The sequence below is a fragment of the Streptococcus cristatus genome, assembly GCF_001578775.1.
GTDB lineage: Bacteria > Bacillota > Bacilli > Lactobacillales > Streptococcaceae > Streptococcus > Streptococcus cristatus_A.
In genome coordinates, this window is record NZ_KQ969062.1 from 621,112 (window position 1) to 642,615 (window position 21,504).

Below are 21,504 nucleotides of genomic sequence, written 5' to 3' on the forward strand. Positions count from 1 at the left end.
ATGTTACTATTTAATTTAATAACTAAACAAAAAGAGATTGCAGCAATAGATTATTGGGAAATGGGAATACTAGATTTAAAGATATCCTATTTTGGAGATGAGGTTTCTTTGTGCATAGAAGATTATCATAACAAAGAAAAATACTGGGAAATTAAGTTTTTAGTATGCGCAAAAGTAGAGTATAGCAATGATGCTTTAGACATTCAGTGGAGAAAAGATCAATCCGTTAAAAACATGACTAGAGGAGAATTACATCATCATGGTCAAGAAATTTCTTTACAAATTTATGAGGAGAATCCTGATTTTGTGAAGTGTATGGTTGATATTGGTTTGTTGCAAATGACAATTGTTTGTCGTGATATTCAGATAGAACATCTTGATTTAAAGAGTGCTCATTTCTTTTGGCAGGATAATGAAACTTTAGAGTGAGTAAAGTGTTGAATTTAGATGATTGGAAAGTATAAATCACTTTCACAAATACAATTTGTGACTTAGTTCAATTTCTAACTAGGGGAAATTTTCCCCTAGTTTATTTTATACTAGCCTCACAGTAGACAAGCAGTATAAGCTCATATCGCCAAGGAAACCATCAAGCAGGATGGCGAAACACTAGTCCATACCTATACCTACGATACTCTGGGTCAAGTGGAAAACATGACCGTATCGGATGGAGCTGGTAAGGAACTCTCTAAACTCTCCTACACCTATGACCTAGCGGGCAATAAACTGACTAGCACTGAGACGGTAGATGGCAAGGAGAGCCAGACACGCTTTACCTACGATGACCATAACCGCTTGACCAAACTGGAAGGGCCAGATGGTACCATCACCTATACCTACGACAAGAATGGCAATCGCATCGCTTCTGAGAAGAATTCAGAAAAGCTAGACTACATCTACGACACAGAGAACCGTCTGCTTGCGATCAAGGACAAGAAAGGCCTGCTCATGGCTGCGCTTTACGACGGGGATGATAACCGTGTCTTCACTGCCAGTCGTAAGGAAGGCAAGAACACCTACCAGCTCTTCCAACGTAAACCAAAGGATACCAAGTCAGGTCGCAAATCACCATACACAGCCCCAAGTGGGGAGCAACACTCCCTCTTCTGGTATGGCTTTACTCAGAATGTCCTCCAAGCCCTGTCTACTTTACCACAGACAATAGGAAGCATCTGGCACAGCATCTTTGACGATGTATCGACAGCCTACCACCAGAAGGTGGCTAAGGATCGAGCGACCAAGGAGGGGATCGTTGTCAACCCACCAGAACTTGGAAACTTACCGGGTCAGGGAGAAGTGACCTATGCCAGTCAGGTTCAGGATGTCCTCATCCCTTATACTACACGAGAGGACACCTACAACTACTACGAGGAACGCAACTATGTCAATGATGTCAATCGTGAACATACAGAAGTCCTCGAAACCTATGACCATGATGGCAAGGCCCGTGAGACCTATAGCTACGGCAAGGGTCGAGCTAGCTACCTCAACAACCAAACAGGCGACAGCTACAACTACTTGACCAATCAGTCAGCCTCTGTGACAGGCTTGACCAAGGATGGACAAGCCGTCGCCTCAACTAGCTATAACCTCTATGGGGCAAGAAAGACAAGCACAGACACAACAGGGAATCCCTTTGCCTATAACGGCGAAGCTCGTGACGATACTGGACTTGACTACTTACGCGCAAGGTATTATGATAGTCAGGGAGGTACTTTCTTAAGCGAGGATAGCTACCCAGGAGAGGACACAGACCCTCTTAGCCAGAACCGCTACAGTTATGTGCAGAACAATCCTGTTAACTATACAGACCCAAGTGGACATAATATGGTTTGGTTATGTTGATGCTACGGATGAAATTCATAGTGTTCCATATTTAAAAGCAACAGTAGGTGAGGGTACAGTTAGAATTCCATTGACTGGAGGTAGGTAAAATGACTTTTGAGGATTTAAGAGAACTACTACTATCAATAGCGGAAGAAGATGCTATCATTTCGACTTTATTTTCATTTTTTATTAAAAATAAAGGATATTCAACTCAGATATTAGAAGATATTATTTTTTATGGAGTGAAAATAGGGTGGTTTGAAATTGTTAATGTAGAAAATGATAATATTCCTTATACGGATATTGAGTGGAGAATTGATAATGACTTTCAAGAAGTTGTTTTTTGCGATAATGATTTTGCTGTAAAGACTTTATTTACACAAGAAGGTGGAATTCCAGAATTATTCAGGAAATTTATCTTATGACCCGATTAAGGTTTATTGGTTAAAGATAGTGTTTTAATGGCATAATATCACTAAAATAGCAAATACCTCCTCGGATACTGCTCGTGTGGTTGATAAAGTAGATGATGTTAAAGATGCTAATAAAGTAGTGAAGAGTATTGATGAACTTTCTCCGAAGGAACTGCAAAATATGACTCTCGATGAAATCAAAAGTACTATACCTGATAATAGCGGATGGGCTTTTTATGAGCATAATGGTTTTGTACATATTAAGAAAAATGGTGTAGACAAGATAAAATTGGATCCTCCAGATAAGGTTACAACCTATCCCCATAGGCATATATATGATGAGAATAGAAATTTATTAAACATTGATGGAGAAATTGTTGGTAGAAAAGATCCAGCTGGTCATATACCGTGGAACAATGGAGGTAGTTAATGAATATTTTAAAAACTCAAGAACAGATTGACAGTACGAATTACTGGGATGCATATGCATTAGACTTTAGAGCTTCATTTTTTGGAGATGAATGTAGACTCTATATTGAAGTTGAAAATGGCAAATCGGATCAGTATTGCTGGGAGATAGTTTTCTACCGTTGTTTTAAGGTTGACTATGAGACGGATGCTGGTTGGACATGTTGGGAAAGTGAGGCTGGCACAAGAAATTTCAATATGAAAGATATTCCTTTTGAAAATCTCATGTCTCACACTGTACATGACATTAGACTTATTGAAGAGAAAAATAATATGATACGAGCTACAATTACTTTATCAAGTATGTTAATTGACATTGTATGCCAAGATATTCAAGTCTCTAAGGTTTTAGTGAGTGACCAGAACTTTTTTTGGAATTGTTAGACGAGATAGTGCATTATTAAGAGACAGGTGCAGAGTTAGCTGTTGATATTGCAAATAATTTCTATCCTATAGCTAAGGCTGGCAAATTAAGGAAACTTGAAAAAGCACTCGATGCAGTAGATGCAGTCAATGATGCTTCAAAAGCCACGAAGGCAGCTGATAAAGCATCAGATGTTGCTCGTGTGGCAGATAAAGTGGATGATGTCAAAGATGGGATAAAGATAAATCCTTTAGAAGATATCATATTTACAGATAAGGTAAAAAAACAAATGAAACAAGGAGATCTACACTCATTTCCAGAAGTGGTAGAACCATTTGGATCAGAAGGGAAATTATCAACAATAACAGGTGGAGACGGTATTGTCCGGAAAAAAACTTGAAATTCCGGGATCCTATAAAGGTAAGGATGGAGTATTCGAATATATAATTGAACCTGATAATACTGTAAATCATAGGTTCTTTAGACCTAAAAAGTAGGAGCTAAACAATATGGAATTAAGTAAATATAATTTTGAAAATAGAGGTAGTTCGTTAGAAGAGTTTGGTGTTACAAATTATGCATATAAATTTAAAGATATTTTGGCATATATAGACTGGATAGAATCAAAAAAGTTTATTATTCTTGGTGGAGATGTGTATTCAAGACAAGGTGATATATTTGATTTAACTTATGATAGCTGGTATTATTCTCCTAAAAATAAAGATAATGATTCACTAAAGTCGATTTCTGTGGCCAAAAATTATATTAAACAGTATACAAATAGTAATGGAGAAAATTTTTATTTTGCAATAGTCGTTTCAGAATAATAAGGAAGTTATAAAAGTGTTTGCTACACAGATGACCATTATAAACGTTTAAAAAAATTAAGTAGATTAGAAAAAAATGATAAAAAATAAAATTCACTATATACTAAAACAAAAGATTGACGAAATACTATCTTCTGAAGATTTTGTAATTCTATTCGACGGGAAGAAAATTCGCAATAAGAATGAATTATTTCGTTTTCTTAAGGACACTATAGATCTTCCTGATTCGGATAATTGGAGCTCAATTATAGATTGGTTAACTGATCTATCTTGGTTGAAAGCAGATAAATATGCTTTTGTATTTGACAATTATAATTCTTTCTTAGCGGATGATCTTGTTTCGAAGGAGCTATTTTTAGAAATTCTGAAAGAAGACGTGTTGCCGTGGTGGGAAAATGATGCTAAAAAATATGTAGTAGGAGGAGTTGCAAAGAGTTTTCAAGTCTATATAATAAAAAATGATTAGGAGTAGAGTCGAAACTAATTATATAGAGGTTATCAAAGATATATCAAACTTCATTTGGTCATATTTTTTGAAGGAATATTGATAGAAACTGAACTGCACCCCAAAAGTTAGATAGAAAGTCTAATTCTTTGGGGTGTTTTGCTATGAAAAGATATTTTGTCTCTCACCGAACTCTGTCAGATGGACAAGCCGTCGCTTCAACTAGCTATCATCTCTATGGGGCAAGAAAGGCAAGCACAGACACAACAGGGAATCCATTTGCCTATAATGGCGAAGCCCGCGACGATACTGGACTTGACTACTTACGAGCAAGGTATTATGATAGTCAGGGAGGCACTGTCTTAACCGAGGATAGCTACCCAGGTGAAGCGATGGCCCCTCTCAGCCAGAACCGCTACAGCTATGCGCAGAACAATCCCGTCAACTATACAGACCCAAGTGGGCATAGAATGATTTGGGCGGCGGTGCAGAGTTAGCTGTTTACATTGCAAGTAATTTCTATCCTATAGCTAAGGCTGGCAAATTAAGGAAACTTGAAAAAGCACTCGATGCAGTAGACGCAGTTAATGATGCTTCAAAAGCTACAAAGACAGCTGATAAAGCATCAGATGTTGCTCGTGTGGCGGAAAAGTGGATGATGTTAAAGACGAGACAAAGGCTTTAACTAGTCAAGAAATTGTACCTGATTTTGTTAAAGATTTAGATGATATAACAAAATCAGGTAGTATTGCTAAAAACTATCAATCTTCTGGGGGATATGCTAAAGCGCTTGAAGATTTCAATTCATTAAATTTAGAAAATGTGAAAAATATATCAAGAGTGGCTGGTCCCGGAAAAGTAGGGAATTTATCTGACGGTACCAAGGTTGTAGTAAGACCAACTAGTAAAGATGGAATTCCAACATTAGAATTTCAGTTTAAAGCTCCTTATAAAATTAGATACTAATAATATTAGATACTAATAATATTAGTAAGAGGTATAACATGTCTAATATATTAAAACGAATAGGCTCGGCTGCCCACTCTTGTATTTCTGATAAATCAAGAAGTGAAAAGTATGTAAAAAATGAGAAATATATAAAGTGGGGAAATTTTTTTGAGGATAGATATGAGTCCGAAGCAGAATTCAGTGAAAATACCGATTATGAACTAGCTACTGTTTTTCTAAAAGGGAGTCAGCATTCGTTAAATTTAAAATTTCCTTTTAGCCATTGTTATCAAATAATGGACAGAAGAATCTTCTCAAAATTTTGCCAAACTATTCATTTAAATAAATTAGATAAAGACTATCCTGTTTATCGAATAGAAAATAGTTCTTTAATTGAACATATTATTCATAGTTCAGGAGGATTATTAGAAAAAAATGAATTGGAACATTACCGAGTTGTTTCTAGTAATTTGATTTTTGACATAATTTTGTGTCAAGGGGAAGAGATTCAAGTTAATATAGATGAGGTAGAAGATAGTGAATTGGGTTAACGTCGGAAATAAGATTGAAAGCGATTGGTATGAATTACGTTGTAAATTAGACAAAGGAACTCACCTAAAAATTTATCTAGATGGATTAAAGAATCAGGATAATCATTTTTATATTGATTTTGGGAATATACTCTTTTGTAAAGCTATTGATGAAAGTTGGGATTTAAATCCTAGTGAGATTTTAGATAATAACAATATGGAATCTATTGCTAAAGGAATTCTTGTTGAACTTACTCATAGTCAGTTAAGGGATAAATTACAACAAGTGTATTTCAAAACTTTTCATCATTATCAAGTAAATGGTATTAATTTTGGGATAGATGTAATTTCTGAGAAATCTCCTCTTATTTTCAAGTTGGAAGATTGATTGTTATTTAGTATCTGAGACTATAGGAATTTAATTAAGTTAATAAATCGAAAAGTTCTAAGTATTTCAGAAATAATTTACTTAGAATGTTTTTGAAAAAACTTAAAAGAGAGAAATTAAATTACATGATGGAGTTGTTGATTTTTTGAAGTCATTCTAGTATAGCTACCAACAAGTAGTATCGTTGTCAATGATGCTTTGAAAGCTACAAAGACGGTGGACAAGGAGTCAGATGTTACTTGTGTGGCGGATAAAGTGGATGATGTCAAAGATGCTAATAAAATTCCTCAATATGTTGAAGATACTATTTCACAGATTAAAAGCAATAAGGGTAATCTACCAGATGGATTTAAAGGAGGAAAACTTTATAAAAATAAGCCTTTAAATGGTGAAGAACTCCTTCCTAATGGAATTACTTATAAAGAGTACGATGTTCATCCATATCAAAAAGGGTACCAAGAGGAACGGAAAGAATTGTTATAGGTAATGATGGTTCCATTTGGTATACTCGAGATCACTATCAAACTTTTATAAAAATAAAATAAGGGGAAACAATGTCAAAAAAATTTAATGACAGAACGTTTAGAAAGATAGAAGAAATTTATAGCGTTTATTTGCCTGACGAATTTAAAAAAGTCTATGGAAATATAGAGGAACTGCCTGAAAACTGGTATGATTGGAGTGATTTTTCACCTCAGAATGTTAAGATGTTGAGTAATTATATACAAGTAATAAAAGAAAATATAGCAGAAGAAATAGAATATGTTGATTGGAGCGATAATTGGGGAGAAGTTCCAAACAATTTAGAACTTGCAAAAGGAGAAATACTAAGTCGTTTAATGAATTCCCCAACATTATTGCCCATTTTTGGTCATAGGTATATTGCATCATGTAATACTCCAATTTCGCCTGTATTTTCAATTGTTGGTTCAGATATCATTTATTATTCAAAAAGCCTAACTGATTATTTTCATGGAATCACAGTAAGCAGAGAGACAAATCTATCTAATTTACCCCAAATTCCTTTTTGGTCCGATATTGCACAGTGATAAAGGTTAGATAAGAATACTAGGTTAAGAGAAAAATTACAACAAACCTATTTTAATTTTTTTCATCGTTATCAAGTAATTGGTATTAATTTTTGGATAGATGTAATTTCTGAGAAATTTCCTCCTATTTTCAAGTTGGAAAAGTGATTGTTATTTAGTGTCTGAGACTATAGGAATTTAATTATTTATTTAAGTTAATAATAGGATGACATTAGAGGAGTATCTAAAGGCTCCCCCAATGACTCCTGAGGAAAATGCCTATGCAGCCAATGTAAAATTTGTGAAGTTTAACCAAGAAAATAAAGCTAAACTTCCAACTTTAGCAGCTGAATTAATAGGCTGGAATAATGGAGAACGTTTAGTTACAGGGAAAGATCCACTAACGGGCAAAGACGCAAATCGTTGGGCGGCGGTGCAGAGTTAGCTGTTTACATTGCAAGTAATTTCTATCCTATAGCTAAGGCTGGCAAATTAAGGAAACTTGAAAAAGCACTCGATGCAGTAGACGCAGTTAATGATGCTTCAAAAGCTACGAAGGCAGCTGATAAAGCATCAGATGCTGCTCGTGTGGTTGATAAAGTGGATGATGTTAAAGATGCTAATAAAGTAAACAAGCCGTTACAAATGCATCACTATGCGACAAATAAGAGTAAAAAATATACTGCCGAATTTGAACGAATTGTACAAAGATATAATTTAGATTTAGATGAGATGTGGAATAAAGAATTACTGCCTCACCAGGGTCGGCATCCTAATGCTTATCATGAATTTGTGAAAGATAAATTAAATTTTATTGATGGAGTAGCAAATGGAAATCAAGAAATATTTCTTGATTTGTATGAGAAAGAAGTAAGAAGCATAATTAGAAATAATCCTGATATGCTTTACTCGAATTATTGGAAAGGTTTAGACTAATGTTTTATCAATTAAAATATGATATGGATCTTGTAGATAAGGTTATTGAAAAAAAGAAATGCTATATTTATGGGGATGGTAATAATATCAATGACATCGAATATGAAAATTATCCTAAAGGTAGATTTCATACAATAATATATTCTGAAAAGAAAGTAGAGTCGTGGCCAAATGTAGAATTCTATTATAATTCATTGGAGATGACAGAGGAAAGTGATTACTTAGGTAATATTGATTCATGGCCTATATTTAGAAAGAATGTAGTAAAAATACTAAAAAAAGAATACCCCAATTTAGAATTTTATCCTGTAAAATTAATTGATGTAGCTACTGGAAGCATCAATACAAATTATTTTGTTTTACATGTTCTCTGTGTAATTGATGCATTTGATATGAAAAATAGTAAATACCGTTATAATGAGAAATACGATGTTTATTTTTTCGAACCCAAAGGAGAAAGAATAGACTCCTTAAAGTGTCAAGGAGTAGATGTTTTTCGCGCTTCGAAAAACTTTACTGTGATATATGTATCAGAGAAATTTCGTCAAATGGTTATGAAACATAAGTGGACTGGTTTTGCATTCTATAGAGTTGCTGAAGATAATGAGGAACAAGAATATATAGAAAAACATGGTATATATGAATAATAGTCAGTTAGGTTCCTACTCCAAAAATGAAGAAGTCCATTGACAGAAAGGAGACCTGCACCCTAAAAGTTAGAATAAAAAATCTAGCTTTCAGGGTGTTTTTATGAAATTTTGAAGTATTACTCTACTCTTTATAATTATCAAAAAATCACATTTACAGAATACATTGGAACATGTCTGTGATCCCAACAAGAGTTCAGCAAAGAAGCTAGTGAGCAGTTGGCTAAGCATAGTGATGAAGTAGCTAAGGGTGCGAAAGAAGCTGCAGAACAAGCTGGCAAGAAAGTTGGCAAGGAGTTCAGCAAGGAAGCTAGTGAACAACTATCTAAGCATGGCGATGATGTGGCAGATGCGGTCAAGGCGGTGGATAAGACCACGGATACGGCAAAAGATGTAGCTAGAAGTGATGATGTTATTTCTAAAAATATACAAGCTTCTGAATTAACTATGACGGAAACAGTCAAAAATCATGCAAATGATGTTATTAAACGTGGCAAATACATAGGTGATAAAGCTAGGCCATTCGTTGATAATGCTGGGACAGATTTAATTATTCAAGAAATTATCGATGGTGGCATCCCTGTAAAAGATAAGTACTTACCAAATGGTTGGCGTTGGGAAGTGGAGGGTTCATTTAATGGAAGAAGCAATGGTATTTGGGAATTAGTTGTTGATTTAGATACAAATCAAATTGTACACTTTAACTTTACTAATAGGTAGGAAAATATGTTTAAAATAATAAAAAAAGAGTATAATCAGCAAGAGGAGTTAATATATAAAATAGATACAAAGGAATTAATAGCTGCTCCAACAATAAATAGCGATATTACTTTTAATTTTATATATTTATTTTTAGGTTTTAATTCAGAAAATATGGAGTCCACTCAATTTTGGGGTTATCATAACGACTTTTCTTGGATAAAAAGAAGTTTGGTTCCTCCTAAATCTGATAAAGGTGTAATTGTTGTTACAGATAATGATATTAATGGGGGGGATAGTTTTCGAATTGACTATGCTCAAAATTGGGAAACATATTATGATGAGCAATCAGGTTGGCTTAAAATTGGTTCTGAAATTTTGAGTGAAGATCTTAGCTATGTTGAATTTTTCAGAAATACTATTGCTGGTATTGATAGGTGTGGCAATATTCAAGAATTTTGGCTTAAACCTAAATTTAAATGATATTAAACTAATTAGTCTTTCCAAGAATATGGATTTTCCTGATACGAATAATTGGTCTTCAATTACAGATTAGTTGATAGATATGAAATATCAGATTAAATTTCCTATTATTGGTTTGGCTGTTTGCCCTACTTTTACTGGCGATTGTAATCAATATCCAGCTGAATCAACCCGAACATATGAGCGCTGACTATGTTGGGCTTTGGAAGTCAAGATGGCATGAGGAAAATAAAGACTGGCTCTATCCTCTGAAAAATATCTGTCTTGTCATTTTAGCGGTTCTAGCTGGTTCTGGTCTCATGATTGCGTTTTCCAAGAGTGAAAAATGGAAATAGGATTTTGTAGATATGGAGCGGCCTATGAAATAAGGTAGTTTAACTTCATGTCCTAACAGATCATCCTTTTAGAAGAGGCGGAATCTTGGTTGAAGGGACAGATAGGAGAATAGTTCATTGAAAGCAGTCCAAGAGACTGCTTTTCTGCTATAATAAAGAGAAGAACGAGGTGACAAATGATTCGTAAAATAAAACTAAGAGACGCTGCAGCCATTCAGCGGCTCAATGCTGAGTGCTTGGGTTATGATTTCGATAGGGACGCTACGGAGGCTCAACTGAAGAGGCTGCTAGAGAATGTTCAGCATTTGATTTTGGTAGCTGAAGAAGGCGGACAGGTCATAGGTTACGCTCATGCGGCTAGCTACGACTGTCTCTATTTCCCGTACTTGCTCAATCTCTTGGCTTTGGCTGTCGCTCAGGATTTTCAAGGGCAAGGACATGGCAGAGCGCTAATGCAAGCATTGCGTGAGGAGGGAAAAGCGGCAGGTTACACAGGAATTCGGATTAATTCAGGCATTTCCCGCTCTTCAGCCCATGAATTTTATCGCAACCTCGGCTGTAGCGAAAAAGCAGACCAGAAACGCTTTTATTGGGAATTTTAGAGAAAAGAGGAGAAGATGAAGATCGAACAATTAACTCAGCAGCATGCTTTGGAAATTGCTAACGACTGGCATTACGAGACGCCTTATGACTTTTATGATATGGAAAATGATCTGGAGGATTATGAAGAAATAGTCTCCCTAGAAGCGCGTGGGGACCGTTATTATCAAGTGGTGCGAGATGGGGAACTCTATGGATTTTTCTGCTTAGAGCAGAAAGGAGATCGAACTTTGGAGCTTGGTTTGGGGATGAAGCCAGAGCACTGTGGAAAAGGTCAAGGCGCTGCATTTTTAGAGGAGATTTTGGATTTTGTCAGCGGTCAGTTCTCAGTCAAGAAGCTAGCACTGTCTGTAGCTGATTTTAACCAAAGAGCCCAGCAGCTTTATCTCAACATGGGCTTTGAAATGGTGAGGCGCATTCCGCAGGAAAGCAATGACGATATTCACCTCTTTGTGGAGATGGAGAAGAAGCTTTAACTTACCTATGACTGCTAATAGCAAATTTTGATAAGAGTATTAATAAACAAAAGGAGAAAACCATGACATTTGAAGAAATTTTACCAGGCCTTAAGGCCAAGAAAAAATATGTGCGTACAGGCTGGGGTGGAGCGGAAAACTACGTCCAGCTCTTTGACACGATTGAGCAGAATGGGGTGGCTCTCGAGGTGACACCTTATTTCCTCATCAATGTTTCAGGCGAAGGGGAGGGCTTCTCCATGTGGAGTCCAACTCCTTGTGATGTCCTCGCGACAGATTGGGTAGAAGTGGATGACTAAGACAGTACTGGTGACGGGAGCTAGCTCTGGCATCGGCCGAGCTCAGGCTCTGACCTTTTTGGAAAATGGCTACCGCGTTTATGGGGTAGATAAGGATGAAAATCCTGGCTTTTTAAATGAACTACGTTTTTTTAAAATGGATTTAACAGAGGATTTGACACCGCTCTTCACTAGCTTGCCTGAGGTGGACATTCTCTGTAATACAGCAGGTGTCTTGGACGATTATCGTCCCTTGAACGAGACCAGTGACGAGGATTGGGAGCAGATTTTTGCGCTCAATCTGACCGCAACCATGAAAATCACTCGTTTTTACCTGCAGAAAATGCTGGAGAAAAAGTCTGGTATCATCATTAATATGTGCTCGATTGCTAGTTTTTTGGCTGGCGGAGGCGGTGCTGCCTATACAGCCTCCAAGCATGCTCTAGCTGGTTTGACCAAGCAGATAGCCTTGGACTATGCGGATCAAAATATCCAAGTTTTTGGCCTGGCACCAGGCGCTGTCAAGACAGCCATGACTGCTGCAGATTTTGAGCCAGGCGGGCTGGCAGATTGGGTTGCTGAGGAAACGCCGATCAAGCGCTGGCTGGATCCTCAGGAAGTGGCTGATGTCAGCCTCTTTCTGGCAAGTGGTAAGGCAGCTGCTATGCAGGGCGAGATTATCAAAATCGACGGCGGCTGGAGTTTGAAGTAAGTGAATGAAGGATGCGAACAATGAAAAAAGCTAAGAACCTTTTCCAAACCTGGACCAAAAATATGGTAATTTACGGTTTGGATGCTGGTCTAGGGCAATTCTTCATGAATGCGCCTGAGACAACTTGCCTTTACCAACTAGGGAACTTTCTTTTTCCAGCTGGTCAGGTGGATCCGGATTTGTGGCAGGACTATAGCACAAAATACAGCTTGGCTGACAAGGTCATTATCTCTGAGGAGCCCAGTTGGCAAGAGTTTCTGGATAGTCAGAGTGAGTTGCAACGGTTTACTCGCTACGCTTTTGCTGACAGGGCAGACTTTGACACAGAGGCCTTGGAGAAATGTCAGAGCAGTCTACCAGTAAACTACCACCTTTGTCCGATTGTTGAGGAGAGTTATGAGCGTTTGGCTGAGGAAGTCTGGTCTCAGGATTTGCGGGGTGATTTTTCTGATTTTGACCATTTTAAAGCGTCGGGTGGCTTTGGTTTTTTACTCTATTCAGATAAGGAAATCATCGCTGCTGTATCGACAGGATTGGTCTATCATGGAGCTCTTGAGATTGAAATTGCTACCAAGCCAGCCTACCAAAGGCAGGGCTTGGCCAAAATCTTGGGAGCCCGGATGATTTTAGAAGCTCAAAAACGCTCACTCTTTCCACTATGGGATGCGCACAACGAAGCTTCCAAGAAGGTTGCAGAAAGCTTGGACTATCAATGTCTAGGAGCTTATCTGGCCTATGAATGGAAAGGGACTTTTGACCAATGAAGAAAACCAAACCTATTTTTTAAAAGATATCATGGAGGCTGTAAAATCGGAAGAGCTAGAAGATGATTTCTGTTTGTATGCTAAGGAAAATGAAGAACTGAATTTTCAGGACTGCTACTTGCTTGCAGATTATCATCAAGTGGTGGATAATAGGGATGTTTATCCTAGACAAGTAAGGGAGTTAGAGCTAGATAGAGCCTCTTTATAAGAACAGCATACAAAGCTTTATCCTGTCTGTTATAAATGATTCTACGAACTATGAGTCTGTCTTTTTGCATAAATTTTCTAGAGTAAATGTTTATATAAAATGGAAAAATCTAGCAGAATTGCTTGAATTGTGATACAATAAAGCGATTTGTGAAAGGAAATGATTGAATGAGTGAAAATAAGTTGAAAAATAACGAGAAAACAGAAAAGAACGGGATGAAACGAGGCTTACAAAATCGGCATGTTCAGATTATAGCCATTGCTGGAACCATCGGCACGGGACTTTTCTTGGGGGCGGGACGCTCGATTAGCCTGACGGGTCCATCCATTATCTTGATTTACATGCTGACGGGTCTTTTCATGTATCTGATGATGCGGGCGATTGGGGAAATGCTTTACTACGACCCTGACCAGCATACCTTTATCAACTTTATTACCAAATATTTGGGAACTGGCTGGGGGTATTTTTCTGGTTGGTCCTACTGGATTTCTCTGATTTTTATCGGAATGGCTGAGATTACGGCTGTTGCCCAGTATGTGCAATATTGGTTTCCTGATTGGCCAGCTTGGATGATTCAGCTTGTCTTTCTAGCCCTTCTTAGCTTGGTCAATCTGATAGCGGTTCGAGTCTTTGGCGAGGTCGAATTTTGGTTTGCTATGATAAAGATTGTAGCCATCATAGCTTTGATTGCAACGGCTATCTTTATGGTATTGACAGGCTTTAAAACGCCTCACGGAGTAGCCAGTTTTGGGAATATTGGCCGAGGTTTTCATCTTTTCCCTAATGGCTTTGTAAGTTTTGTCATGGCTTTCCAGATGGTTTTCTTTGCCTATCAGGCCATTGAATTTATCGGGATTACCACTTCTGAAACGGCTAATCCACGAGCGGTCTTGCCAAAAGCTATCAAAGAAATTCCTTTGCGGATTGTCTTGTTTTACGGGGGGTCTCTTCTTGCCATTATGGCCATCATTCCTTGGGAAAAACTAGCAACGGCTGACTCTCCCTTTGTTATTGTTTTTAAGTTAGCAGGTCTCAAATGGGCGGCAGCCTTGATTAACTTCGTGGTTCTGACCTCAGCGGCCTCCGCACTGAACTCGACCCTCTACTCAACAGGTCGCCATTTGTATCAGATTGCCCACGATACGCCCAATCCTTTTCTTGAGAAAATAGGAGCTGGGAAACTATCTCGGCAAAATGTTCCGCAGAATGCGATTTTGGCTTCAGCGGCTACCATTGCCTTTGCGGCCTTTATCAAGATTCTTCCGGGAGTATCGGACTCCTTTGCTCTGATTACGGCTTCCTCATCTGGTGTTTACATCGCTATTTATGGTCTGACTATGCTGGCCCACCTTAAATATCGCAAGTCACCAGATTTTATGGCAGATGGTTATCTCATGCCAGCCTACAAGTTTCTCAATCCTTTGACCATGCTCTTCTTTGCCTTTGTCTTTGTCACTCTTTTCTTACAAGAGTCAACGGTGGTGGGAGCAATCGGATCAGCTGTCTGGATTGTCGTCTTTGGTCTTTACAGCCAGTTCAAATTCCGAAAATAACCCCTTTGTAGGAAAAACGTGTTTTCTCTCAGTCTAACTGGCTGAGAGATTTTCTTTTTAGTTGCTTTATTCACTTTTTAAGGTATAGGTATTTGGCCGATAAAATGATATAATGAAGAAAGAAATAATATAAAATGAGGCTGAAATGTTAAATATTCAAGAAATTAAGAAGAATGCTGGCGGCTTGCAGTTCGACCAAGAATTTGATTTGGCGCAAGAGCTACAAGAGCGTAATCGTGAAGTGTTAGATATCCAGAAAATCGTGGCCAGAGGTCAGGCTCAGTATGAAAATGGGCTTTATTTTTTGGATTACACCTTGACCTACAAGATTACCCTCGCTTCTAGTCGCAGTATGGCTCCAGTTGATAGGGAGGAAGCCTACGCGGTTCATGAAGTCTTTGCTTCTGTCGAAGATGGCTCTGTGCAAAAAGATTTGCTGGAAGATGATTTGGTTCTACCATTTGAGGGGGATTCGATCGATCTGGCAGCTAGTGTGGCGGACAATATTTTACTTCATATTCCGTTAAAAGTTTTGACTCCTGAAGAGGAAGCAGGTGCGAGTATGCCTACGGGAAATGACTGGCAGGTGCTGACGGAGGAAGACTATCAAAGGCAGCAAATGGAGAAGAAAGAAGCCAACAGTCCTTTTGCCAGCCTTCAAGGTTTATTTGATGAATAAAAACGTCTAAAATCTAGCATAATTCTGGAGGATTATCAAGGAAATCTCTTTGAATCTTCTTGAAATATGAGCGTAATTTTGTTACACTAGATAGAAAGACTGTGAAGGAGATATGATGACAGAACGAGGCTTGTTAATTGTCTTTTCTGGTCCCTCAGGCGTTGGGAAAGGAACAGTAAGACGGGAAATTTTTGAGAGTACGGACAATCAGTTTCAGTATTCTGTATCTATGACGACTCGTCCGCAGCGTCCTGGAGAAGTTGATGGTGTTGATTATTTCTTTCGCACTCGTGAAGAGTTTGAGGAGTTGATCCGTCAAGGGCAGATGCTCGAGTATGCAGAGTATGTCGGCAATTATTACGGGACTCCACTCACTTATGTCAATGAGACCTTGGATAAGGGGATAGATGTTTTCTTGGAAATTGAAGTTCAAGGAGCACTCCAAGTCAAGAAAAAAGTGCCCGATGCTGTGTTTATCTTTCTGACTCCGCCAGACTTGGAAGAGCTGAAAGACCGCTTGGTTGGCCGCGGTACAGACAGTGCAGACGTTATTGCTCAGCGAATTGAGAAAGCAAAAGAAGAAATTGCCTTGATGCGAGAGTATGACTACGCTATTGTCAATGACCAAGTGCCTTTGGCAGCTGAACGTGTGAAACGTGTGATTGAAGCCGAGCATTTTCGTGTGGACCGGATCATCGGTCACTACCAAGACATGCTTCCTAAGGATGAAGCAGTCGTCCGTTAATAAAGTTAGAAATTAGGTAAATAGTTATGATGTTAAAACCGTCTATTGATACCTTGTTAGACAAGGTGCCGTCAAAATATTCTTTGGTTATCTTAGAAGCTAAGCGTGCCCATGAGCTAGAAGCTGGCGCTAAGCCAACTCAAGATTTTAAATCAGTGAAATCAACGCTACGTGCTTTGGAAGAAATTGAATCTGGTAATGTTGTGATTCACCCAGATCCAGAAGGAAAACGTGAAGCAGTTCGCCGACGTGCGGAAGAAGAACGCCTGCGCAAAGAAGAAGAAGAGCGCAAGATCAAAGAACAAATTGCCAAAGAAAAAGAAGAGGGTGAGAAAATTTAAGGTTGGGGTTACTCAATCTTATTTTTCGTTTAGGGAAAGTGAGGTGAGAGTGTGAAAGTTGCCAAGGTTATTGTCGATGTTCCTCTGATGCAGACGGATAAACCATACAGCTATGCGGTTCCAGAGGAGTTTTCTGGGATGCTAGAAGCTGGGATGCGGGTGCATGTGCCTTTTGGTAAGGGCGGTCGGTTGATTCAGGGGCTGATTGTTGGCTTGGCTGATGAGGAGGCTAAAGATCTGGCGGGGCATATCGGAGAATTGAAAGATATTGCTGAAGTTCTTGACTTTAGGCCGGTTCTCAATGCCGAGCAGCTCTGGTTAGCCGACCAATTGCGCCAGTCTGTCTTTTCCTATAAAATTTCCATTCTGAAGGCCATGTTGCCGAGTCTTCTTAATTCCAGCTATGACAAGTTGCTTTATCCAACGGAGCAGCTTTCTTCCGAAGAGCGGCAGGCCATTTTTGGCCAGGAAGCTAGTCTTCGCTTTTCTGATTTGGACAAGAAAAGTCAGTCCAAGCTCATGCGCTTGACTCAGGCTGGTAAGATTCGCTTGGAATACCAAGCGACGGACCGTAAGCATATCAAGACAGAAACCTGGTATCAAGTTGATAGAGAGCAATTGGTTCAGTTTCTGCCTTCTGCCCGAGCGAAAAAGCAGCAGGAGCTTCAGGCATTTCTGCTGGAAAATCCGCAATCAGGGCTTCTCAAAAACCTACGCAAACTGTTTTCGCCTGCAGTGGTCAGCATTTTCTTAGAAAAGGAGCTTCTTCATACAGAGGAGAGAGAGGTCAGCCGGTCTGCGGCGCATTTCCAAAAGGAGCGACAGGATAAAAAGCTGGTTCTAAATGAGGAGCAAGCAATCGCGGTCGCTGCGATTTGTGAAAAAATTGGTCAAGCTGACGCTCAGCCCGTTTTGCTAGAAGGAGTGACGGGGAGTGGCAAGACCGAGGTTTATCTCAAGGTGATTGAGGAGGCTCTAGGTCAAGGTAAAACGGCAATTATGCTGGTGCCGGAAATTTCTCTGACTCCTCAGGTGACCGATCGCTTTATTTCGCGCTTTGGTGACAAGGTAGCTATTTTGCATTCAGGCCTATCTGACGGTGAGAAGTACGATGAGTGGCGCAAGGTGGAGCGGGGAGAAGCTCAGGTCGTTGTCGGTGCTCGTTCGGCCATCTTTGCCCCCTTGACAAATATCGGAGCTATCATCATTGATGAGGAGCATGAGTCTTCCTACAAGCAGGATTCCAATCCTCGCTACCATGCCAGAGAGGTGGCTCTTCTGCGAGCTCGTTACAATCAAGCTGTCTTGGTGCTGGGTTCGGCGACTCCGAGTTTGGAAAGCAGGGCCAGAGCCAGCCGAGGCGTTTATGACTTTTTGCAGCTGACCAAGCGGGCCAATCCGCTGGCGCAGATTCCTCAGGTTCAAGTGGTGGACTTCCGAGATTATATCGGGCAAAATGAAGCTAGCAATTTCACACCAGTCCTGCTAGAAGCTATTCAGGATCGTCTAAATAAAGGCGAGCAGACGGTTCTCATGCTCAACAGGCGAGGCTATTCCAGCTTTGTCATGTGTCGGGAATGCGGCACGGTGGACACCTGCCCCAATTGTGACATTTCTCTGACCCTGCATATGGATACCAAGACCATGAATTGCCACTACTGCGGCTTCACCAAGGACATTCCGCAAACCTGTCCTAATTGTGCCAGTCACAGCATCCGCTACTATGGTACGGGGACGCAGAAGGCCTATGATGAGCTGACGACTCTCTTTCCAGAGGCTCGCATTCTGCGGATGGATGTGGATACGACCCGTAAGAAAGGCAGTCATGAAGAAATCCTAGAGGCTTTTGGTCAGGGACAGGCAGACATTCTGCTGGGAACTCAGATGATTGCTAAGGGATTGGATTTTCCTAATGTGACCTTGGTCGGTGTCCTTAATGCGGATACGGCATTGAATCTGCCAGATTTTCGTTCTTCGGAACGGACCTTTCAGCTACTGACTCAGGTAGCCGGTCGGGCAGGTCGGGCTGAAAAAGCTGGACAAGTTTTTATCCAGTCTTACAATCCTCGGCACTATGCCATTGACTTTGCCAGAAAGCAGGATTACGAAGGCTTTTACGCTTATGAAATGGGAATTCGACGACAGTTGGGCTATCCGCCTTATTACTATACAGTCGGGCTGACCCTGTCCCACAAGGATGAGGAAACGGTAGTCAAGAAATCTTATCAGGTCATGGAAATTTTACGGAGTGGCTTATCGGACAAGGTGCAAATTTTGGGTCCCACACCCAAGCCCATTGCTCGAACCCACAATCTCTACCACTATCAGATTTTACTGAAGTATCGCTTTGAGGATGATCTGCAAGCTACACTCGATCGGGTCTTGGAACTAACGCAGCAAGCGGAAAATAAGAACCTGCGCCTCAGTATTGATAATGAACCCCAGAATTTTATCTGATGGCGAAAGTGAGCGAGAGCTATCAGCTTTGCTCGCTTTTTTGATATAATAGAAAGAAAAACAGTCGCAGGTGACAGGATTTTGCGACAGATTTGAGGAAATGACAGTGAAATTAATTTTTATGGGAACGCCTGACTTTTCAGCAACGGTCTTAAAAGGCCTGCTGGAAAGCGAACAATATGAGATTTTAGCGGTAGTTACTCAGCCAGACCGAGCGGTGGGCCGCAAAAAGGAAATCCGCATGACACCGGTTAAGGAAGTAGCTTTAGCCAACGGCTTGCCAGTTTACCAACCAGAAAAGTTAGCTAAAAGCGCGGACTTGGAAGAGATTATGAACTTAGGGGCTGACGGCATCGTGACAGCAGCCTTTGGTCAATTTTTGCCTAGCCGCTTGCTGGACAGCGTTAACTTTGCAGTGAATGTCCATGCGTCTCTCTTGCCCAAATACCGTGGCGGAGCGCCCATTCACTATGCCTTGATAAATGGTGACCAAAAAGCGGGTGTGACCATTATGGAGATGGTCAAGGAGATGGATGCTGGTGATATGATTTCCAGCCGAGCGACAGCTATTGAAGAGTCTGATAATGTGGGAACTCTCTTTGAAAAACTAGCAGTGATTGGTCGCGACCTTCTTTTAGAAGTTTTGCCAGCCTATGTAGCAGGAGAGATTCAAGCTCAGCCTCAAGATCCAGAGCTGGTGACTTTTTCACCGAATATCAGCCCAGAACAAGAGCGGATTGATTGGACAAAGACCAGTCGCCAGATTTTCAATCAGGTTCGGGGCATGAATCCTTGGCCGGTGGCCCATACCTTGCTAGCTGGCCAGCGCTTCAAGATTTACGAGGTTAGCCAAGTAGAAGGCAGTGGTCGTCCGGGTGAAATCCTGACGATCAGCAAGAAAGAATTAGTCGTCGCAGCGGGGGAGGGAGCTCTTTCACTAAAGACGGTGCAGCCATTCGGCAAGCCTAAGATGGACATCAAGGACTTTCTCAATGGTCTGGGTCGGAGTTTAGCAGTAGGTGATGAATTTGGAAAGTAAGCAAAAAAGAGCTCGTGAGCTTGCTATGGAAATCCTGGAAGAAGTCTTTGAAGAGGGCGCTTATTCCAATATTGCCCTCAACAAGGCTCTGAAACAGAGTGCTCTCGGTTCAGCTGATAAAAGCTTGGTTACGGAGCTGGTTTATGGTACAGTTGCTCGGAAAATCACTCTGGAATGGCAACTGGCTCATTGGGTAGAAGACAGGGATAAACTAGATAACTGGCTCTATATTCTGCTTGAGCTCAGCCTTTATCAGATGCTCTATTTGGATAAAATCCCCCAGCATGCTGTTGTCAATGAAGCTGTTGAGATTGCAAAAGGCCGTAAGTGTGGCAGTGAAAAATATGTCAATGCGATCCTAAGGAAGATCGAGCGGGATGGTGTAGCCGATCCGACTACTATTAACCGCAAGAATAAGCGCTACTCAGTCCAGTATTCTCTGCCGGTCTGGCTGGTCAAGGTGTTGATTGACGAATACGGGGAAGAACGTGCGGAAGCCATCTTTGCTAGTCTCTTTGAGCGCAACAAGGCCAGCATTCGAGTGACGGATGTGGCTCGAAAGGAAGAAATTAAAGCCGTTTTGGGTGCGGACGATTCGCTCTTAGCCCCTTCAGCCTTGGTCAAGAAGCAAGGCCATTTTGCTGGTCATGAGTTCTTTGAAAAAGGCTTGATCACTATTCAAGACGAGTCTAGCCAGCTAGTTGCTCCAACCTTGAATATTGAAGGGAATGAGCAGATTTTGGATGCTTGCAGTGCGCCAGGTGGCAAAGCTGTGCACATGGCTTCTTATCTGATGAGTGGTCAGATTACAGCCTTGGATCTTTACGACCATAAGCTGGACTTGATTCGTCAAAATGCAGAACGTTTAGGCTTAGCAGATAAAATCACGACTAAAAAACTGGATGCGACCAAGGTATTTGAGACTTTTGGACCAAATGCTTTTGATAAAATCCTAGTGGACGCTCCCTGCTCTGGCATCGGCTTAATTCGCCGCAAGCCAGACATTAAGTACAATAAAGAAAACGCTGATTTTGAAAATTTACAAAAAATTCAGCTGGATATACTAGACAGCGTTTGTCAAAGTCTACGTAAAGGTGGTATAATAACTTATAGTACTTGCACGATTGTGTCTGCAGAGAATTTTGAAGTAGTTAAGAAATTTCTAGAAAGACATCCAAATTTTGAGCAAGTTAGACTAGAACATGAAAGAGAAGATATCGTGAAAGACGGCTGTATTTTGATTACGCCGGAATTATACGGAAGCGATGGATTTTTTATCAGTCAATTTAGGAAGATATCAGACTAAGAGGAGGA

Annotated in this window: 34 protein-coding genes and 1 pseudogene; all 35 read left to right on the forward strand. The window is 40.1% G+C overall.

Annotated features, from left to right (window positions below; genetic code table 11):
- The 35 genes and pseudogenes from SCRDD08_RS03060 (at position 1) to rsmB (ending at position 21,496) form a co-directional block, all read left to right on the forward strand.
- Complete coding sequence (locus tag SCRDD08_RS03060) at positions 1 to 429, forward strand: hypothetical protein (protein ID WP_061422390.1); 429 nt, start codon at positions 1 to 3, stop codon at positions 427 to 429.
- Between the two features lie 225 nt (positions 430 to 654).
- Positions 655 to 1,845: an RHS repeat-associated core domain-containing protein gene (locus SCRDD08_RS03065; RefSeq protein ID WP_061422391.1), complete on the forward strand. Its 1,191-nt coding sequence runs from the start codon at positions 655 to 657 to the stop codon at positions 1,843 to 1,845.
- Between the two features lie 89 nt (positions 1,846 to 1,934).
- Complete coding sequence (locus SCRDD08_RS03070) at positions 1,935 to 2,252, forward strand: hypothetical protein (RefSeq protein WP_061422392.1); 318 nt, start codon at positions 1,935 to 1,937, stop codon at positions 2,250 to 2,252.
- 85 nt (positions 2,253 to 2,337) lie between these two features.
- Positions 2,338 to 2,670: a hypothetical protein gene (locus SCRDD08_RS03075; RefSeq protein WP_061422393.1), complete on the forward strand. Its 333-nt coding sequence runs from the start codon at positions 2,338 to 2,340 to the stop codon at positions 2,668 to 2,670.
- The gene (locus SCRDD08_RS03080; protein ID WP_061422394.1) at positions 2,670 to 3,092 is read left to right on the forward strand and encodes a hypothetical protein; all 423 of its coding nucleotides are present in this window, start codon (positions 2,670 to 2,672) and stop codon (positions 3,090 to 3,092) included. The genes SCRDD08_RS03075 and SCRDD08_RS03080 overlap by 1 nt, the downstream gene beginning before the upstream one ends.
- 182 nt (positions 3,093 to 3,274) lie before the next feature.
- On the forward strand, positions 3,275 to 3,472 hold the full coding sequence (locus SCRDD08_RS03085; RefSeq protein WP_061422395.1) for a hypothetical protein: 198 nt from the start codon (positions 3,275 to 3,277) through the stop codon (positions 3,470 to 3,472).
- Between the two features lie 109 nt (positions 3,473 to 3,581).
- Positions 3,582 to 3,899: an Imm40 family immunity protein gene (imm40, locus tag SCRDD08_RS03090; RefSeq protein ID WP_061422396.1), complete on the forward strand. Its 318-nt coding sequence runs from the start codon at positions 3,582 to 3,584 to the stop codon at positions 3,897 to 3,899.
- A 76-nt stretch (positions 3,900 to 3,975) separates the two neighbouring features.
- The gene (locus tag SCRDD08_RS03095; protein WP_231089323.1) at positions 3,976 to 4,365 is read left to right on the forward strand and encodes a barstar family protein; all 390 of its coding nucleotides are present in this window, start codon (positions 3,976 to 3,978) and stop codon (positions 4,363 to 4,365) included.
- 143 nt (positions 4,366 to 4,508) lie between these two features.
- Positions 4,509 to 4,841 carry an RHS repeat-associated core domain-containing protein gene (locus tag SCRDD08_RS03100; protein ID WP_061422397.1) on the forward strand — a complete coding sequence of 111 codons (333 nt, stop codon included), beginning with the start codon at positions 4,509 to 4,511 and terminating at the stop codon, positions 4,839 to 4,841.
- Positions 4,820 to 5,029: a hypothetical protein gene (locus SCRDD08_RS11330; protein ID WP_155719753.1), complete on the forward strand. Its 210-nt coding sequence runs from the start codon at positions 4,820 to 4,822 to the stop codon at positions 5,027 to 5,029. The genes SCRDD08_RS03100 and SCRDD08_RS11330 overlap by 22 nt, the downstream gene beginning before the upstream one ends.
- Complete coding sequence (locus tag SCRDD08_RS03105; RefSeq protein WP_061422398.1) at positions 4,996 to 5,310, forward strand: hypothetical protein; 315 nt, start codon at positions 4,996 to 4,998, stop codon at positions 5,308 to 5,310. Before SCRDD08_RS11330 ends, SCRDD08_RS03105 begins: the two co-directional genes overlap by 34 nt.
- A gap of 38 nt (positions 5,311 to 5,348) precedes the next feature.
- Positions 5,349 to 5,843, forward strand: coding sequence for a hypothetical protein (locus tag SCRDD08_RS03110; RefSeq protein ID WP_061422399.1), 495 nt, complete (start codon positions 5,349 to 5,351; stop codon positions 5,841 to 5,843).
- Positions 5,830 to 6,210, forward strand: a complete 381-nt coding sequence (locus SCRDD08_RS03115) for a hypothetical protein (RefSeq protein WP_061422400.1) — start codon at positions 5,830 to 5,832, stop codon at positions 6,208 to 6,210. The genes SCRDD08_RS03110 and SCRDD08_RS03115 overlap by 14 nt, the downstream gene beginning before the upstream one ends.
- A 198-nt stretch (positions 6,211 to 6,408) precedes the next feature.
- Positions 6,409 to 6,693: a hypothetical protein gene (locus tag SCRDD08_RS03120; protein WP_223367651.1), complete on the forward strand. Its 285-nt coding sequence runs from the start codon at positions 6,409 to 6,411 to the stop codon at positions 6,691 to 6,693.
- On the forward strand, positions 6,690 to 6,755 hold the full coding sequence (locus tag SCRDD08_RS12180; RefSeq protein WP_223367802.1) for a hypothetical protein: 66 nt from the start codon (positions 6,690 to 6,692) through the stop codon (positions 6,753 to 6,755). The genes SCRDD08_RS03120 and SCRDD08_RS12180 overlap by 4 nt, the downstream gene beginning before the upstream one ends.
- Positions 6,756 to 6,764: 9 nt before the next feature.
- A complete protein-coding gene (locus tag SCRDD08_RS03125) occupies positions 6,765 to 7,259 on the forward strand; it encodes a hypothetical protein (RefSeq protein WP_061422402.1) in 495 nt (164 codons plus the stop codon).
- A 205-nt stretch (positions 7,260 to 7,464) separates the two neighbouring features.
- A complete protein-coding gene (locus SCRDD08_RS03130; protein ID WP_061422403.1) occupies positions 7,465 to 7,683 on the forward strand; it encodes a pre-toxin TG domain-containing protein in 219 nt (72 codons plus the stop codon).
- Entirely contained in the window at positions 7,662 to 8,174 is a 513-nt protein-coding gene (locus SCRDD08_RS03135; RefSeq protein WP_061422404.1) for an AHH domain-containing protein, read from the forward strand. Before SCRDD08_RS03130 ends, SCRDD08_RS03135 begins: the two co-directional genes overlap by 22 nt.
- The gene (locus tag SCRDD08_RS03140) at positions 8,174 to 8,821 is read left to right on the forward strand and encodes an imm11 family protein (RefSeq protein WP_061422405.1); all 648 of its coding nucleotides are present in this window, start codon (positions 8,174 to 8,176) and stop codon (positions 8,819 to 8,821) included. The genes SCRDD08_RS03135 and SCRDD08_RS03140 overlap by 1 nt, the downstream gene beginning before the upstream one ends.
- A 219-nt stretch (positions 8,822 to 9,040) precedes the next feature.
- Positions 9,041 to 9,541 (forward strand): hypothetical protein, encoded by a 501-nt coding sequence (locus tag SCRDD08_RS03145; protein WP_061422406.1) that lies wholly within the window; start codon positions 9,041 to 9,043, stop codon positions 9,539 to 9,541.
- 6 nt (positions 9,542 to 9,547) lie between these two features.
- The gene (locus SCRDD08_RS03150; RefSeq protein WP_061422407.1) at positions 9,548 to 10,003 is read left to right on the forward strand and encodes a hypothetical protein; all 456 of its coding nucleotides are present in this window, start codon (positions 9,548 to 9,550) and stop codon (positions 10,001 to 10,003) included.
- Between the two features lie 89 nt (positions 10,004 to 10,092).
- Complete coding sequence (locus SCRDD08_RS03155) at positions 10,093 to 10,338, forward strand: hypothetical protein (RefSeq protein ID WP_061422408.1); 246 nt, start codon at positions 10,093 to 10,095, stop codon at positions 10,336 to 10,338.
- Between the two features lie 176 nt (positions 10,339 to 10,514).
- Complete coding sequence (locus tag SCRDD08_RS03160; RefSeq protein WP_061422409.1) at positions 10,515 to 10,940, forward strand: GNAT family N-acetyltransferase; 426 nt, start codon at positions 10,515 to 10,517, stop codon at positions 10,938 to 10,940.
- A gap of 15 nt (positions 10,941 to 10,955) precedes the next feature.
- Positions 10,956 to 11,414: a GNAT family N-acetyltransferase gene (locus tag SCRDD08_RS03165; RefSeq protein ID WP_061422410.1), complete on the forward strand. Its 459-nt coding sequence runs from the start codon at positions 10,956 to 10,958 to the stop codon at positions 11,412 to 11,414.
- A gap of 62 nt (positions 11,415 to 11,476) precedes the next feature.
- Positions 11,477 to 11,713 (forward strand): DUF2829 domain-containing protein, encoded by a 237-nt coding sequence (locus SCRDD08_RS03170; RefSeq protein ID WP_002899859.1) that lies wholly within the window; start codon positions 11,477 to 11,479, stop codon positions 11,711 to 11,713.
- The gene (locus SCRDD08_RS03175) at positions 11,706 to 12,404 is read left to right on the forward strand and encodes a 3-oxoacyl-ACP reductase (RefSeq protein ID WP_061422411.1); all 699 of its coding nucleotides are present in this window, start codon (positions 11,706 to 11,708) and stop codon (positions 12,402 to 12,404) included. Before SCRDD08_RS03170 ends, SCRDD08_RS03175 begins: the two co-directional genes overlap by 8 nt.
- Positions 12,405 to 12,424: 20 nt before the next feature.
- On the forward strand, positions 12,425 to 13,168 hold the full coding sequence (locus tag SCRDD08_RS03180; protein ID WP_061422412.1) for a GNAT family N-acetyltransferase: 744 nt from the start codon (positions 12,425 to 12,427) through the stop codon (positions 13,166 to 13,168).
- Positions 13,140 to 13,361, forward strand: a pseudogene (locus SCRDD08_RS12185) (hypothetical protein); the annotation flags it as partial. The gene SCRDD08_RS03180 and the pseudogene SCRDD08_RS12185, both read left to right, overlap by 29 nt.
- A 182-nt stretch (positions 13,362 to 13,543) precedes the next feature.
- Positions 13,544 to 14,929, forward strand: a complete 1,386-nt coding sequence (locus SCRDD08_RS03190; RefSeq protein ID WP_061422413.1) for an amino acid permease — start codon at positions 13,544 to 13,546, stop codon at positions 14,927 to 14,929.
- 145 nt (positions 14,930 to 15,074) lie between these two features.
- Positions 15,075 to 15,608, forward strand: a complete 534-nt coding sequence (locus tag SCRDD08_RS03195; RefSeq protein ID WP_061422414.1) for a YceD family protein — start codon at positions 15,075 to 15,077, stop codon at positions 15,606 to 15,608.
- Positions 15,609 to 15,720: 112 nt separating this feature from the next.
- A complete protein-coding gene (gene gmk / locus SCRDD08_RS03200) occupies positions 15,721 to 16,353 on the forward strand; it encodes a guanylate kinase (protein WP_152902276.1) in 633 nt (210 codons plus the stop codon).
- Positions 16,354 to 16,379: 26 nt separating this feature from the next.
- A complete protein-coding gene (gene rpoZ / locus SCRDD08_RS03205) occupies positions 16,380 to 16,694 on the forward strand; it encodes a DNA-directed RNA polymerase subunit omega (protein WP_005590937.1) in 315 nt (104 codons plus the stop codon).
- A 51-nt stretch (positions 16,695 to 16,745) separates the two neighbouring features.
- Positions 16,746 to 19,151 (forward strand): primosomal protein N', encoded by a 2,406-nt coding sequence (locus tag SCRDD08_RS03210; protein ID WP_061422415.1) that lies wholly within the window; start codon positions 16,746 to 16,748, stop codon positions 19,149 to 19,151.
- A 100-nt stretch (positions 19,152 to 19,251) separates the two neighbouring features.
- A complete protein-coding gene (fmt, locus tag SCRDD08_RS03215) occupies positions 19,252 to 20,190 on the forward strand; it encodes a methionyl-tRNA formyltransferase (protein ID WP_061422416.1) in 939 nt (312 codons plus the stop codon).
- Positions 20,180 to 21,496: a 16S rRNA (cytosine(967)-C(5))-methyltransferase RsmB gene (rsmB, locus tag SCRDD08_RS03220; RefSeq protein ID WP_196756166.1), complete on the forward strand. Its 1,317-nt coding sequence runs from the start codon at positions 20,180 to 20,182 to the stop codon at positions 21,494 to 21,496. The genes fmt and rsmB overlap by 11 nt, the downstream gene beginning before the upstream one ends.
- The last annotated feature ends 8 nt before the right edge of the window (positions 21,497 to 21,504 follow it).